This is a genomic window from Pseudomonas sp. FP1762, from assembly GCF_030687105.1.
Lineage (GTDB): Bacteria > Pseudomonadota > Gammaproteobacteria > Pseudomonadales > Pseudomonadaceae > Aquipseudomonas > Aquipseudomonas siliginis.
Window position 1 is genome coordinate 1,384,775 of the sequence record NZ_CP117458.1, and the last position, 15,407, is coordinate 1,400,181.

At 60.2% G+C, this 15,407-nt stretch carries 11 protein-coding genes; 5 read left to right on the top strand and 6 right to left on the bottom strand.

Annotated features, from left to right (window positions below; translation table 11 throughout):
- Window positions 1-181 precede the first annotated feature (181 nt).
- A complete protein-coding gene (locus PSH90_RS06030; protein ID WP_095180557.1) occupies window positions 182-2,380 on the bottom strand; it encodes a hypothetical protein in 2,199 nt (732 codons plus the stop codon).
- A 196-nt stretch (window positions 2,381-2,576) separates the two neighbouring features.
- Here PSH90_RS06030 and PSH90_RS06035 point away from each other — a divergent pair, with 196 nt between their 5' ends.
- On the top strand, window positions 2,577-3,473 hold the full coding sequence (locus tag PSH90_RS06035) for an NAD(P)-dependent oxidoreductase (protein ID WP_305382354.1): 897 nt from the start codon (window positions 2,577-2,579) through the stop codon (window positions 3,471-3,473).
- On the opposite strand, the gene PSH90_RS06040 is transcribed toward PSH90_RS06035, so the two are convergent.
- Window positions 3,364-5,646 carry a bifunctional diguanylate cyclase/phosphodiesterase gene (locus PSH90_RS06040; protein ID WP_305382356.1) on the bottom strand — a complete coding sequence of 761 codons (2,283 nt, stop codon included), beginning with the start codon at window positions 5,644-5,646 and terminating at the stop codon, window positions 3,364-3,366. The two genes, PSH90_RS06035 and PSH90_RS06040, sit on opposite strands and share 110 nt — an antisense overlap.
- Before the next feature lie 150 nt (window positions 5,647-5,796).
- Window positions 5,797-6,165 (bottom strand): YkgJ family cysteine cluster protein, encoded by a 369-nt coding sequence (locus PSH90_RS06045; RefSeq protein ID WP_256810546.1) that lies wholly within the window; start codon window positions 6,163-6,165, stop codon window positions 5,797-5,799.
- A gap of 301 nt (window positions 6,166-6,466) precedes the next feature.
- Between PSH90_RS06045 and PSH90_RS06050 the strand changes: the two genes are divergently transcribed.
- A complete protein-coding gene (locus PSH90_RS06050) occupies window positions 6,467-7,816 on the top strand; it encodes an MFS transporter (RefSeq protein WP_041478024.1) in 1,350 nt (449 codons plus the stop codon).
- A 110-nt stretch (window positions 7,817-7,926) separates the two neighbouring features.
- Here the strand turns inward: PSH90_RS06050 and rapA are convergent, their stop codons facing one another.
- Window positions 7,927-10,773 (bottom strand): RNA polymerase-associated protein RapA, encoded by a 2,847-nt coding sequence (rapA, locus tag PSH90_RS06055; protein ID WP_252868915.1) that lies wholly within the window; start codon window positions 10,771-10,773, stop codon window positions 7,927-7,929.
- Between the two features lie 252 nt (window positions 10,774-11,025).
- On the opposite strand from rapA, the gene PSH90_RS06060 reads away from it, so the two are divergent.
- The 3 genes from PSH90_RS06060 (at window position 11,026) to ccoM (ending at window position 11,891) form a co-directional block, all read left to right on the top strand.
- Complete coding sequence (locus tag PSH90_RS06060) at window positions 11,026-11,367, top strand: hypothetical protein (RefSeq protein ID WP_024011931.1); 342 nt, start codon at window positions 11,026-11,028, stop codon at window positions 11,365-11,367.
- A 94-nt stretch (window positions 11,368-11,461) separates the two neighbouring features.
- Entirely contained in the window at window positions 11,462-11,623 is a 162-nt protein-coding gene (locus PSH90_RS06065) for a hypothetical protein (protein WP_016771347.1), read from the top strand.
- A 154-nt stretch (window positions 11,624-11,777) separates the two neighbouring features.
- Window positions 11,778-11,891 (top strand): cytochrome c oxidase subunit CcoM, encoded by a 114-nt coding sequence (gene ccoM, locus PSH90_RS06070; protein ID WP_016771346.1) that lies wholly within the window; start codon window positions 11,778-11,780, stop codon window positions 11,889-11,891.
- A gap of 983 nt (window positions 11,892-12,874) precedes the next feature.
- Here ccoM and PSH90_RS06075 read toward each other — a convergent pair.
- Both PSH90_RS06075 and PSH90_RS06080 read right to left on the bottom strand, forming a co-directional pair.
- Window positions 12,875-14,350 carry an inorganic phosphate transporter gene (locus tag PSH90_RS06075; protein ID WP_016771345.1) on the bottom strand — a complete coding sequence of 492 codons (1,476 nt, stop codon included), beginning with the start codon at window positions 14,348-14,350 and terminating at the stop codon, window positions 12,875-12,877.
- Window positions 14,351-14,720: 370 nt separating this feature from the next.
- Window positions 14,721-14,921, bottom strand: a complete 201-nt coding sequence (locus tag PSH90_RS06080) for a hypothetical protein (RefSeq protein WP_008080067.1) — start codon at window positions 14,919-14,921, stop codon at window positions 14,721-14,723.
- Window positions 14,922-15,407 lie beyond the last annotated feature (486 nt).

Below are 15,407 nucleotides of genomic sequence, written 5' to 3' on the forward strand. Positions count from 1 at the left end.
AAACGTAACGGGAACAGTTTATGGAGCGGCCTGAGGGTCGCTTAATTGTTTCTGAATGTTCGCAGTGTTGGAGTTTGTCGGTGAAGTCGAGGGCGCCTTCGCGAGCAGGCTCGCTCCCACACTGGAATGCACTTTCCTGTGGGAGCGAGCCTGCTCGCGAATGGGGCGACTCGGTGCTGGATCAGACCGAGTAAGTCTTGCCGGTATGGTTATTCAGCGAAATCACCTTGGTCTTGCCAATCCGGTGGCGGTAGATCTCGCGCAGGTACTTGATCGACTTCTTCACGCAATCGCGTGACAGGCGAATGTCATTGATCGAGACGAACTTGTCCTTGTCGTTGATCAGCTCGCGGTATTTCTTCTCGTACATCGGTTTGATCGCGTACCAGTTGGTATCGAGGATCTTCGCCGGGTTCTCGAATTCGTTGAGCAGGTCGTCGATCCGTTCCTCGTCGAAGTCTTCCTGAATGATGAAGTCGAGAATCGAGTTATCCAGCGTCTCGTCGAAACGGTACGGATTCTTCGCGAAGCAGCGCTTGATGAACGCCACGATCAGCGTGAGGAAGTCGTCCGACAGGCACGGGCTCTTGGCGATCAGGGTGGTCAGCGACAGGTTGGCCGAAGCGCCGATCACCAGCGCATAGCGCTTGAGCGTGGTGTTGGGGAACAGGCTGTTGAGGTGGGTCTTCAACCGGTTCAGATCCATGTACGACAGTTTGTAGTCTTTCGGCAGCGAGACGATCGAGACCACCGACGAGCAATTCTTGAAGAAGTGCAAATCGTGCAGCGCGGCGGCGTCGTAGCCGGAATTCTTGTACTGCTCAAGCGAAGCGCGATAACGCTTGGATTCGATCGGCAGCAGGCTGATGCCTTCGATGGCCTGAGTGACCTTGTTGAAGTGCGGCAGGTCGATCGAACGGAAGAACAGGTCGTCGATGTTCAGGCGCTGCGGCTCTTTATCGAAGACCTTGAACTTGTCGCTGCTCGGCGGCGGAGTTTCCGGGACTACCGATTCGGCGTAGGCAATCGCCACAGGGCCGGCCAGACTCATGAACAGGTCGTTGGCATCCAGGCGGATGGTTTCGCCGATGTCGATGCCGGCGCGGCGGAAGTAGTTCTGGTCGTAGTCGGTGGTGACTGCCTGCGCCGTCAGAATATTGAAGATCTGCTGCGAGATGTACTGGTTGGCATGCTTCTCCATGGCATTGACATCAATGTTCTGGATATTGCCGTCATCGCTTTCTTCGGCGTAACGCATGATGTCGTTGGAGATCAGCATCATCGCGTTCCACGGGCGGATACGCCCCATCACGCTGGCTTCGCTGCTGTCTTCGTTGGCGAAGTTGTAGGAGAAATCCCATTCCTCCGACAGGTATTTGCACAGCAGGCGCCCGGCGTTGATGTGCAGCGCTTCGGACATTTCGCTGCGGTGGTCGGAAATGTTCGGCAGCACGCAGATGCCGCTGGTGAAGATCGGCTCAAAGACAAACGAATGGCCGCTCTTGCCGTCATGCTCGTCCATCGGCTTGGTGTCGAAGGTCTTGTTCATGTACGAGTGCTGCTGCGCCAGACCGAACTCCGAGGCCATGCCCGAACCGGTACCGCCGCCGGCACTGAAGATCGAGAAATACAGGCGCGACTGGTTGGCTTTGATCCCGCAGCTGTCGATCAGGTACGAGTGGATCATTTTCCAGTCAGGGCTGGAGAAGCGCTGAGTGTCCTTGTTGAGGATGATCTTCGCCAGGTACTGGCCGAGGATCGGCGCGTTACCGGCGCCACCGGCGTGGACTTCGGACAAGTCCATGATCTTCATTTTGCTGTAGTCGCGCAGGAAGCCGCTTTTCTCGCCCTTGCGCGAGAAACGGATGCGCCCGGCGATGTCCTTGTCGAGGTCGCCAAGCATCACCAGCGGTTCGACCAGAAACACCGGTTTGGTCGATTTGCTGGTGCCGATGCGCAGATTGTTCTTGATCCACTGCGCTGGGCTGTAGCCCTTGTCGGCCAGGCGTCGGTCGCTCGGGCGGTCTTCGTTGTTGAATTCGTTGAGGTAGAACTTGCGCGCGTTGTACACCAGCTCCGCCACGTCGAGGGCGATGTTGGAGCCGCAGCGGCCGAGGCCGATCAGGCACACCGAGGGGAATTCCTGGTCGTTGTGCTGCTCGTTGTCGCCTTCCTGATGCGCCGGGCGCGGGAATACCGAATCGCGCAGGCCGTCGAGGTTATCGAGGATGCGGTCAGTGTTGGTTTCGGTGAAGTACAGGTATTGCTGGGTCGACAGCGGGCGCGAAGGCGGCGTCGGTCTGGATAATGACGCGCTGTTCGCGGCGGGGCTCAGGGTCAGATCGGCTGTTGCACTGGCGGGGTTGTTTTTAGAGGTCATGGTGCGCCATTTACCTGGACTGGGTTGGCCCGCCGAACAGTGCCGGCGAACCTCTCGGAATAAGATCTCGCGTCTTGTGTGCGCGAATACGGCCCGGGCGTCGTAGTGCTGGCTGGTCTGATCGCCGGGCGGAATCCTTTCCTGATCGTTGATGAATCGGCCATGATTCGGTGATCTTTAATCGAAAAGAGGCGAAATGATGTCAACGCTACCTTCGTTGGGGTTTGCCGGAATCGGCCTGATGGGCCTGCCGATGTGCCGGCGTCTGCTGGCGGCGGGTTACCCGTTGGCGGTGTGGAACCGCAACCCGGACAAGTGTGCACCGCTGGTTGCGGCCGGCGCCCGCCAGGTATCGAGCCCCGCCGAACTGTGCGCACACGCCGACATCGTCATGCTGTGTCTGGCCGATACCGCCGTGGTGCGTGAAGTGGTGTTTGGCACTGGCGGCATCGCCGAAGGGGCGAAAAACGGCCAGCTTTTGGTGGATTTCTCCAGTCTTGAACCGACCGCGACTCGCGAGATGGCCGCAGCGCTGGCCGAGAAAAGCGGCATGGACTGGCTTGACTCCCCGGTGTCCGGCGGCGTGGTCGGCGCCGAGGCCGGCAGTCTGGCGATCATGGTTGGTGGTGCAGCGGCAGATCTTGAGCGCGTACGCCCGGTGCTGCTCAGCCTCGGTCAGCGCGTCACGCACATGGGCGGCATCGGTGCCGGCCAGGTGACCAAGGCCTGCAACCAGATGATCGTCGCGTGCAATGCGCTGGTGATTGCCGAAGTGGTGGCGTTGGCCGAACAGGCCGGGGTCGATGCCAGCCTGATCGCCGAGGCGCTGGCCGGTGGCTTTGCTGATTCGAAGCCGTTGCAGATCCTTGCCCCGCAAATGGCCGAAAGCCGTTTCGAACCGATCAAGTGGCACGTGCGCACGCTGCTCAAGGATCTCGACACAGCGGTGAAATTTTCCCGCGAGCAGGGCTCGGCGACGCCAATCAGCGGATTGGCCGCACAGTTGATGCGCCTGCATGGGGCGCAAGGCTTTTTAGCGAAGGATCCAGCGACGCTGGTGCAAATGTATCGCGCGCCAGACTCAACGGATTGACCCCGAGCACGGGGTTGCGCTGGTTGATTTCATCGAGCACCGCGCGCAATTCGTCCAGCGGCACCGGGCGGCTGAGCAGATAACCCTGAATGAAGTCGCAGCCCGAACGCTCGAGAAACTCGTATTGCTCCAGGCTCTCGACGCCCTCGGTGACCACCTGCAGATGCAGGGTGTGAGCCATGACGATGATCGCTTGGACGATCTCCATGTCCGCCGTGGCGGTGGGGATGTCGAGGATGAACGAGCGGTCGATCTTCAGGGTGTTCAGCGGCAGGCGCTTGAGGTAGGCCAGCGACGAGTAGCCGGTGCCGAAGTCATCGATCGACAGCGACACACCGAGGGCGCGGATCTGCCGCAGCAGCACCAGAGTGTCGGCGATATTGCCCATCAAGGCGTTTTCGGTGACCTCCAGTTCCAGGCGTTCCGGGGCAACGCCCGCCGTGTGCAAGGCGTGCTCGATCTCCTCGGCCAGCTGTTCGCGCGCCAGATTCAGCGGCGAGCAGTTCCAGGCGATTTTCAGTTCGGCACAACCATGCCGCGACAGCTCGCCGAGATCCTTGCAGGCGCGGCGCAGCACCCAGTTGTCCAGTTCGGCGATCAGACCGTTGTTCTCGGCGATACCGATGAAGCGATCCGGGGTGAGCAAACCGTGAACCGGATGCTGCCAGCGAATCAGCGCCTCGAGCTTGGTCACGCGTCCGGTTTTCACTTCGAAGATCGGCTGGTAGTAGAGCATCAGCGCGTTGTCTTGCCGCAGCGCACTGCGCAGTTCCTCTTCCAGTTGCAGCTCGAAACTGGCGCGGGTCTTCAGGCTGGAATTGAAGAAGTGCAGACCGTTGCGCCCGGCGCCCTTGGATTGGTACAAGGCCAGGTCGGCGTGTTTGAGCAGCTCTTCGCAAGTGGTGCCGTCTTCGGGGAACAGGCTGATGCCGATGCTGGTGGTCATCACCATGCGCCGGCCGGCCAGTTCGATCGGCTCTTTCATCTTGTGCATGATGCGCTGGGCCATGCCGCGCGCCTCTTCGCGGTCGCGAAGGCTGATGAGGATGCAGAATTCGTCGCCGCCGAACCGCGCGACCACGTCTTCATGGCTGCGTACCGAGCTCTTGATGTGCTGGGCGATGACTTTGAGCAGCGCGTCACCGGCGTCATGGCCGAGGCTGTCGTTGATGCGCTTGAAGTGGTCGATGTCGAGAAACATCACCGCGAGCATGCCGCCCTCGCTGGTTTTCTGGCTAAGTTTTTCGGCGAACATCTGGTTGAAACCACGGCGGTTGATCAGGTTGGTCAGCGCGTCGTAATTGGCCGCTTGCTGCAAGGACATGCGCGCCTGATCGAGTTGGCTGAGCAGGGCGTTGAGCCGGCGCAGGTCGTTTTCCTTGTTCTGCAGTTTCTTGTCGGCGAGGGCGGCGCTGATCGCACTGCCGAGAATCAACAGGATGATCAGCGCTACGGTCAGGCCCAGTTGCAGATGGCCGGTGTCGCCGCCGCTGGCTGCCAGAGCGCCTTCGGGAAGCACCAGATCCAGCGCAGCCATGCCGGTGAAGTGCATGCTGATGATGCCAGCGCCGAGAATCAGCGCCGCGCTGTACTTGAGCAATTGATGCGCGACGCCGCTGCCTTCGCTGAGATAGCGCGCCACCCACAGCGCGGCGAAACTGGCGCCGATGGCAATCAGCACCGACAGCGCGAACAGCCCCGGCTGGTAGTAGGCGGTGGCGCTCGACTTCATCGCGGCCATGCCGACGTAATGCATGCCAGCGATGCCCAAACCGATGACACATGCGGTCTTGAGGCAATGCAATGCGCTCGGCTGCACCTCACTGAGGGTATGCATGGCCAGCCACGAGGCGAGCAGGGCGATCAGCAACGACAAGAGGGTGATGCCGAGGTCGTACTGAATATCGATGGGGGTCTGGAAGGCCAGCATGCCGATGAAGTGCATGGCCCAGATGCCGCCGGCCAGGCAGGTCGCGCCGATCCAGCGCCAGATGCGCCGCGACCCCGGATCTTCGGCATGTACCAGGCGCTCTGCCATGTCCAGGGTGGCGAAACTCGCCGCGCAGGCGACCAGGTAGGCCACCATCACCAACAAAGGGTTGTGGCTGCAATCGAGGAGAATCTGCCCGCTCGCCGGCAGCTCGGCAACAAACTGCAAACCAAGCCACTCCATAGCATGCCCCGTCTCGGATTCATCTGGCCCGTGCGTCAATCAACGCAGGCGAATGGATGGAGTATAGAGGCGGTTTTCACGCTGCAAGGCGTAGTGGCACATTGGTGGTAATGATTTTGCCATTAGCCTCATAGCGATTTGCGCTAAGGCTCAGGCAGTGCGCTCCAGTGGCAGATCATTCCAGTGTGGCGGCAAGGGGGGCAGGCCGTGGGCAGCGCGGGCCTTGTCGCAGTCCGGGTTGTGTTCGCCGTTCTCCCACGACGCCTCGAACTCACGACACGTACTCGAGCGCTTGTCATAGATCGTGCAGGCCACGGCACTGCCGACCTCACCCGCCAGGGACATGCAACGCGCCGGTTTGCGATCGGTGCCGATCATTGCCACCCGGCTCGGGGTGATCTGCGCGACCAGTTCATCGGGCACCGTCCCGCCAGAGGATGAGCACTCACCCCAGAAAAAAGACACGCGAAAATGGGAACAGCAGGCACCGCAATTCAGACACGGACTGGCTTCGGACATGAGCGGGGGTATCAAAGGGATTGATCGGAAGATCCGGACGGATCCGGCGGCCATTCTAGACTTTGCCATGGCGTTGGGAAGGGGGGCGCGAAACTATTTTTTTGTCGCCGGATTTTGCCGCGAAAGCCCCGTATGGCGGGGGATTCCAGAGTTATCAAGGGCTTACGTTTCGTTACAGTGCGATGGGTCGATATCAGGCTGACGAATGATGACAGACAGCCCCCGCGCGGCTGACTAGATTGCAGGTTCCGGGCTCGACGCGCTGGCAGTGAAGCCCTCATAACAATAAAGAGACGGACCCATGCAGAACTCGACCCAAGCGGCGAATGCCTGGCGCATTCTGTTCCTGCTGTTCCTCGCCAACCTGTTCAATTTCTTCGACCGCACCATCCCGGCGATCATCATCGAACCGATCCGCATGGAATGGCACCTCAGCGACTTTCAGCTGGGCATCATCGGCACCGCGTTCACCATCGTTTACGCCATTGCCGGCCTGCCACTCGGGCGCATGGCCGACACCGGTTCACGCAGCAAGCTGATGGGCTGGGGCCTGGCCACCTGGAGTGCGCTGACTGCGGTCAACGGTATGGTCGGCAGTTTCTGGAGCTTTTTGATCGTGCGCATGGGCATCGGCATCGGCGAAGCCAGTTATGCACCAGCGGCCAACTCGCTGATCGGCGATCTGTTTCCGGCGCACCGTCGGGCGCGGGCGATGGGTATTTTCATGCTTGGCCTGCCGCTGGGGCTGCTGCTGGCGTTCTTCACCATCGGCGCGATGGTCAAGGCGTTCGACAGCTGGCGCGCGCCGTTCTTCATCGCCGCCGTGCCGGGGCTGATCCTCGCGGTGTTCATGTTCTTCATCAAAGAGCCGAAACGCGGCGCGGCTGAAACCGTGCAGGTCTCGCAGGAGAAAGTCGACAGGCCTATCCGCCGCGTTCTCGCTGTGCCGACCTTCCTGTGGCTGGTGATGGCCGGGCTGTGCTTCAACTTCGCGACCTATGCCTGCAACTCGTTTCTGGTGCCGATGCTGCAACGCTACTTTCTCATGCCGTTGCAGGAGGCAGCGGTGGCCACGGGCGTGATCGTCGGCGTCACCGGACTGGTCGGGCTGACCCTTGGCGGCTGGATCGCCGACAAGATCCATCAGCGTTTCGCCAGTGGGCGGCTGTTGTTCGCCGCGTTCAGTCTGATCATTTCGACGTTGTGCACAGCCTGGGCGCTGCATGCCGGGCGCATTGAGATCGGCGTGTTCGTCGCGGTGTTCAGCGTTGGCTGGCTGTTCGCTTACAACTTCTATACCTGCGTGTACACGGCGATTCAGGACGTCGTCGAACCGCGCCTGCGGGCCACGGCGATGGCGTTGTTCTTCGCCGGTCTGTATCTGCTCGGCGGCGGGTTGGGGCCGGTGGTCGTGGGTGGTCTGTCGGATCACTTCGCGCACACGGCGATGCTGGCGGCAGGGGCTGAGCAGATGACCGAAGCGTTCAAGGCTGTCGGCCTGCATGACGCGATGTACCTGATCCCAGTGGCGCTGTTCCTGACCATGGTCTTTCTGTTTCTGGCATCGCGGTGTTTTGTTCGCGATGCACAGCGGATGAAGGAGGGGTTGGTGGCGGTGGTTGAACCTGAAATTTCTGCGGCGACTGCCTGACCGTTTTCGCGAGCAGGCTCGCTCCCACATGATCGTTCCCACGCAGAGCGTGGGAACGATCGGCCCGCATCACTGCGGGCCTCTTGGTTTTCAGCGGTGAAGCGGGGCGGTTAACCCGCCACCAACACCCGAATCGCTTCCAGGCGCAACGCCGCTTTGTCGAGCATCGCCAGACCCTGCTCACGCTGAGTGCGCAACGCCTCCAGTTCGCTGTCGCGCACGGTCGGGTTGACCGCTTGCAAGGCGGTCAGGCGCGCCAGTTCTTCGTCAGTGTCGGCGGCCAGACGACGGCGCGCTTCGGCCACACGTTCGGCGTGACGCGGGGCGATCTTTTCTTCGCCGGCATTGATCCGTGGCGTCAACTGATCGCGTTGAGCCTGGATGAATTTGTTGGCGCTGGCGCGGGGCACGCTTTCCAGCTGATCGTTGAGGGTTTCGAACGACACCCGGGGCGACAAGTCGTTGCCATTGGCATCGAGCAGGCAACGCAGCGCCGCCGGTGGCAGGTAGCGACCCAGTTGCAGCGAGCGCGGTGCGACCACTTCGCTGACGTAGAGCAATTCCAGCAACACGGTGCCTGGTTTCAGCGCCTTGTTCTTGATCAGCGCGACGGCGGTGTTGCCCATCGAACCGGACAGCACCAGATCCATGCCGCCCTGCACCATCGGGTGTTCCCAGGTGATGAACTGCATGTCTTCGCGCGACAGCGCCTGATTGCGGTCGTAAGTGATGGTCACGCCTTCGTCGTCGCCGAGCGGGAAACTGGCGTCGAGCATCTTCTCGCTCGGCTTGAGGATCAGGGCGTTTTCCGAATGGTCTTCGCTGTCGATGCCGAACGCGTCGAACAGGGTTTCCATGTAGATCGGCAGGGCGAACTGATCGTCCTGCTCGAGAATCGCCTCGACCAGCGCTTCACCTTCGCCAGCGCCGCCGGAATTCAATTCCAGCAGACGGTCGCGACCGGTGTGCAGCTCGGCTTCGAGACGCTCACGCTCGGCGCGTGCTTCGTCGATCAGCGCTTGCCATTCGCCGTCATCGGCTTCTTCAAGCAGCGGCAGCAGGCGTGGGCCGAACTGATGCTGCAAGGCGTTGCCGGTCGGGCAGGTATTGAGGAAGGCGTTGAGCGCTTCGTGGTACCACTGGAACAGGCGCTCTTGCGGGCTGGTTTCCAGGTACGGCACGTGCAGTTCGATGATGTGCTTCTGGCCGATCCGGTCGAGACGGCCGATGCGCTGCTCGAGCAGGTCCGGGTGCGACGGCAGATCGAACAGCACCAGATGATGAGCGAACTGGAAGTTGCGACCCTCACTGCCGATTTCCGAGCAGATCAGCACTTGCGCGCCGAACTCTTCATCAGCGAAGTAGGCGGCGGCGCGGTCACGCTCAAGGATGTTCATGCCTTCGTGGAACACCGTGGCCGGGATGCCGGAACGCACGCGCAACGCGTCTTCCAGGTCCATCGCGGTTTCGGCGTGGGCGCAGATCACCAGCACCTTGGTGCGCTTGAGCATTTTCAGCTGATCGATCAGCCACTCGACGCGCGGATCGAATTTCCACCAGCGCTCTTCTTCGCTGGCGTCCGGCTGCGCCTGGAAGCTGACTTCCGGGTACAACTCGGCGTGTTCGCCCAGCGGCAGTTCGAGGTATTCGTCCGGGCACGGCAACGGGTACGGATGCAGTTTGCGCTCCGGGAAACCCTGCACAGCGGCGCGGGTATTACGGAACAGCACGCGACCGGTGCCGTGGCGATCAAGCAGCTCACGGACGAGGCGGGCGCTGGCTTCAGTGTCGCCATCGTTGACGGCGGTGAGCAGGGCTTCACCTTCGTTGCCGAGGAAACCGTGAATGGTCTTGTGCGCTTCGGCGGAGAGACGGCCCTTGTCGAGCAGTTCCTGCACCGCTTCGGCGACCGGGCGATAGTTGTCGCTCTCGGCGCGGAACGCGGCCAGGTCGTGGAAACGATTCGGGTCGAGCAGGCGCAGACGGGCGAAGTGGCTGTCCTGACCGAGTTGTTCCGGGGTGGCGGTGAGCAGCAGCACGCCGGGAATCACTTCGGCCAGTTGCTCGACCAGCGAATATTCCGCGCTGGCCTTGTCTTCATGCCAGACCAGGTGATGCGCTTCGTCCACCACCATCAGGTCCCAACCGGCAGCGAACAAGGCGTCCTGCGCCTTCTCGTCGTCGACAAGCCACTCCAGCGCGACCAGCGCCAGTTGCGTGTCTTCGAACGGGTTAGTGGCATCGCTTTCGATAAAGCGTTCTTCGTCGAACAGCGCGACCTGCAGATTGAAGCGGCGGCGCATCTCCACCAGCCACTGATGCTGGAGGTTTTCCGGGACCAGGATCAGCACGCGGTTGGCGCGCCCCGAAAGCAGTTGGCGATGGATGACCAGACCGGCTTCGATGGTTTTACCCAGACCCACTTCGTCCGCCAGCAATACGCGCGGGGCGATACGGTCGGCGACTTCGCGGGCGATGTGCAGCTGGTGCGCGATCGGTTGCGCACGCACGCCACCCAGGCCCCACAGCGAGGACTGCAACTGGCGGCTGGTGTGTTCAAGGGTGTTGTAGCGCAGGGAGAACCACGGCAGCGGGTCGATCTGTCCGGCGAACAGGCGGTCGCTGGCCAGACGGAACTGAATGAAGTTCGACAGCTGGGTTTCCGGCAGGGTGACGACTTCGTTCTGCCCGTTGAGGCCGTGATAGACCATCAGCCCGTCGACGTCGTCGACCTGCTGCACGGTCATCTTCCAGCCTTCGAAATGGGTGATGGAGTCGCCCGGCGAGAACCGCACGCGGGTCAGGGGCGCATTCCGTAGCGCGTACTGGCGGGTTTCGCCAGTGGCCGGGTAAAGCACGGTCAGCAAGCGGCCGTCCTGTGCCAGAACGGTGCCTAAACCAAGCTCTGCTTCGCTGTCACTGATCCAGCGTTGCCCCGGTTGATACTGCTGCGCCATGCTGCCTGACTCCCACCTTGAAAAAGCGGGCTATCTTAACGGAATGACGGCTTCAGGGCCAAAGATTACTGGCGTAGGAGCTGCCGAAGGCTGCGATCTTTTGATCTGTGGGAACACTTGGGTTTTGCGTTGTCCCATGAAAGATCGCAGCCTGCGGCAGCTCCTACGGGTGCGAGGTGCATCACACAATTACGACAGGCGGCTCAAGGCGCCTGCACCCCAGCCGATAGCCTGCAGACAGGAGACCTTTATATGTTGCCACCGATGCTCCCCTTGAGCGCCGTGCCGATCACTTCCCAGCAGGATCCGATCCGACAGCGGCCGGACATCCCGCCGGTGGTGCCGGTGCAGGAAAGCTCCAACGAAAGCACGATCGATCTGCAGAAGCGTGATCCGGAAGAGGATCGTCTGCTGGCGCGCGAAGAACAGCGCCGCCAACAGGAACGTGACCGCCGACGTCGCGAGGCCGATGAGGATCCGGAAGAGCATCTGGCCGTGCCGGGCACTGAGCTCAATGCCGATAACACCGTGCCGGTGGTGCCGCTGATAGACGATCAGCCGCGTCAGGGCTTGTGGGTCGATATCGAGATTTGAACAGTGACTGGTCAGCGCCTGCGCCAGGCGGCATGATTGGCGCAATCCTGTCGGTGACGGCAGCTGTGATCTCTTCTGCGATGTGCCGGACGCCATGAGCCAAGACGACAAACTGATCGACCTCAGCACTGAACGCGCCAAGCGAGTGCATGACCTCAACGAAAAGCGCCTGAACGAAGTGCGCCAGGCTTTCGAGCAGGCGATGCCGTTGGGAAAAGCCAAGAAAAAGTCGAAGAACAAACCGAAAAAGCGTTGATCTCCCGCTGCATTGGTTGATGCAGATCAGTTATTTCCCCTCCTTTATTTCCCTTCGTTGCGGATATTGATCCTGATCAATATGTGCGCCTGTGTGTTTGTTAATTTGAGTCCATCGCAGCAAAGCAAAGCAAAGCAGGGCCGGGAGGTCAGTCATGTTTTTCGATAACGTGGTGTTTGCCGGGGTTCTCACGGTGGGGCTCATGGTGCTGTTTTTTGCAGGGTTTGGATTTTTTATCTGGAAGGATGCGCATAAGCGGCGCAAGTGAGTTCTTCTGGATTGATGGGCACGCAAGGCATTTTGGGGCGACTTCGGTTGCCCCTTTTTTTTTGTGCCTTGGCGGCCTTGGCGGCCTTTGGGCCCACCAGGCTGTTGGGGGGTTGGGTGAATATCCGTTGCTTCGGTAGCGGCTGCTGGCGGTTTCGCCTGACGGCGACTTACTTTTTTACAAGCGCCTAAAAAAGTAAGCAAAAAACGCTAGCTCCTGCGTTCGGCCCTCGCAGGCTCGGGTCCCTTCGCTCCGGGACTGATCCGGGCGCAGCGGCTCCGGTTTGCTTCGCTGCACCTCCTTCCGCTGTGTCTGGCTGCGCCAGACGGCCGCTGCGCTCCCACCCCCGGATCAATCCCTCCACTCAGCCTTCCGACGTCGCCCGTAGATCAAAAGCACTCGAGCTTGCGCTCATTGTTGAGTGGTTAGAAGCGTCGCATGGCTTGAGATTTTCGGTGGATTCGCCCCTCACCCCAGCCCTCTCCCGAGGGAGAGGGAGCCGATTTTTGCGGTGTTCAAAACCTGCATTCGACTCGGTATCGCAAGTCGGCGTGTTTCGCCCAAACACCTCGGTCAGTCCCCTCTCCCTCTGGGAGAGGGCTAGGGTGAGGGGCTCTTGATCTGGCTTTGGCTTTTGCTTTTGATCTTTTGCCCCTTCGGCAGGCTTCGTTACGGGATCGATCCGGGGGTGGGAGCGTAGCGACTGTACGACGCAGTCGTACACAGCGAGTGTAGGTGCAGCGAAGCCAACCGGAGCCGCTGCGCCCGGATCGGTCCCGTAACGAAGGTACCCCGAGCCCCAGCGAGCGGGCCGTACGCCGGGGCAAAGCCTTTTGCTTACTTTTTGGCGTTTGAAAAAGTGAGTCGCTGTAAGAGCGAAACCGCCAGCGGCAGCACCCGCAGCAACGGATATGCCCCCAATCCCTATAACAAAAAAGGCGTGATCCTCACGAATCACGCCTTTTCCAATCAACAGCTAAAGATCAACTACCCAAAGCCTTCGAAGCCAACCAGAACAACCCGGCCGACAGCGCCACGGTCGCTGGCAAGGTCAACACCCAGGCCAGCAGAATAGTCTTGACCGTGCCACCCTGCAGGCCGCTCTTGTTGGCAACCATGGTCCCGGCCACACCCGAAGACAACACATGAGTGGTCGACACCGGCAGGCTGAAGATGTTGGCCATGCCGATCAAACTGGCGGTGGTGATCTGCGCCGACATGCCCTGGGAATAGGTCATGCCCTGCTTGCCGATCTTCTCGCCAATGGTCAGCACCACACGCTTCCAGCCGACCATGGTGCCCAGGCCCAGGGCCAGGGCGACCGCCAGGATCACCCAGAACGGCGCGTATTCGGTGGTGGTGGTCAGGTCTTTGCGCAGCTTGTCGAGGTCAGCTTTTTCACGAGCTTCCAGGCCAGGCAATTTGCCGACTTTCTTCGCCGTGTCGTCCAGGCAGAGCAGGTAGCGACGCACTTCGATGCGGCTGTCCGACGACAGCGAATGGTAGTCCGCTACACCTTTGAGGGTATGCAGCAGGGCGGTGATGGTCGGTTCGGTCTGCTGCGGGTTGCAGCGGAACTTCTCCGGCAGGTCGCCTTCCACGCTCTTGCCCAGGGCCAGGAACTCACCCAGCGAATCGGCGTTGCGCTGGTAGAACTGGCTCAGGTGCAGGGTCGCGTCGCGGGTGCGTTCGATCTGGTAGGTGGTGCTGTTCAGATCGAGTACGAACTGCGCCGGGACGATACCGATCAGCACCAGCATGATCAGGCCGATGCCTTTCTGGCCGTCGTTGGAACCGTGCACGAAGCTCACGGCCATGGCCGAGATCACCAAAACCAGACGGTTCCAGAACGGCGGGTGCTTTTTGTCGTCGATCTTGCGACGCTGTTCCGGCGTCTTGTGCATCTTCGACAGCGGGCGCCACCATTTCAGGCCGATCAGCACCAGCGCGGCGATGAGGAAGCCGGCCATCGGCGAGAACACCAGCGAGGCGCCGATGTCGATCGCTTTCTGCCAGTTCACGCCATCTCTCAACGGAATGTCGTTGATCAGCGCGTTGGCCAGACCGACGCCGAGGATCGAGCCGATCAGGGTGTGCGAGCTGGAAGCCGGGATACCGAAGTACCAGGTGCCCAAATTCCAGGCGATTGCCGCGGCGAGCAACGAGAACACCATCGCCAGGCCATGGCCGGTGTTCACATTGATCAGCAGTTCAACCGGCAGCAGGTGGACGATGGCATAAGCCACGCCAACGCCGCCCAGCAGCACGCCGAGGAAATTGAACACACCGGAAAAGAACACCGCCAGGTGTGGCGGCATGGCTTTGGTGTAGATAACAGTGGCTACCGCGTTAGCGGTGTCATGAAATCCATTGATGAACTCGAAGGCGAGGACAAACGTCAGGGCGAGCAAGAGGCTCACAAGCACCCAAGCATCCAGTCCGCTGAATAAATCGATCATGAAGGTTTTCTGACCCGGTCGTAAGGGGGCGCGATTATGCCAGAAAAGACAGGAAATCGATGCCCCGTCTGCTCACTGGTCACACCCTTCTTCGATTTAATTTGTTGCAGGGCGTGAAAACCAAGCAGCACGCAGGGTTTTTCAACTACTTGATTTTATTGAATAAACTATATTTTCGAGCCGTTTTTTCAGACATCGCAAAGGCTCAAACGCTTGTCTGAAATATCTCTGAAACCTGTGGGACGCTCGTTCATAAGCCGTAGAACAGCGATGCAGCCGCTGCCCGCGGTTAGCGGGCGCGCGAGGTGTCGTCTTCCACCGCGCTGTGGCTCAGGCGGACGCCGACTTTCGAATGCTCAACCGCCGTGGCTCATGGCTCTTCGGCTTTGAGTTCCTTTTCGATCTTTTCGATTTCCTGCTTGAACACCTGATCCTGAACAGTAGGGCGCTTGCGCCATGCCTTGCGTTCCGGTTCCGGCTGAGCGGCGTAGGTGGTGACTTCCCCGCCGTAAACTTCCTTGTAACGTTGTTCCTGGCGCTCTAGTTCCGCGCGCAGTTCGTCTTTCGTCACGGTGCTACCTGTATGAGTTGAATTGAATATCCGGTGAAACACACTGCAACGAGTCAATTGAGCGAACCCGCCAGTCATCCACAGCCCGATCAGGCGCGGAGACATTGCAGAGGCGATCAAGACTTCCGTGTTACAGGCGGCTACGGCACCAGATAAAAACTGACGCAGCATCAGTTTCCTGTTTCAGCGAGCGCTGGCGTTGCATGTGTGATGGGCGCCGGGCGCTGGCCGGAGCTGAGACGAAGGACCTCGTTTCAGCAAGTCGCGGGCTTTTGATTAAAGCGCCGCGACTAGGGTGCATTATAGCGGCCGATTCGGGAATGACTATCTTTGCCAAGTTAAAAACGGTTCTGAATGTGTGAGGGTTTTGTTACCGGCAACTTTTACCGCTAGTTAAGTGTAAAGACCGCGTTATAGAACAGGCGTTCTGTTTTTGGCGCCATTAACTGGAACAACTAAGTTGCGAGCAGAATCGCTAAAGCTGCC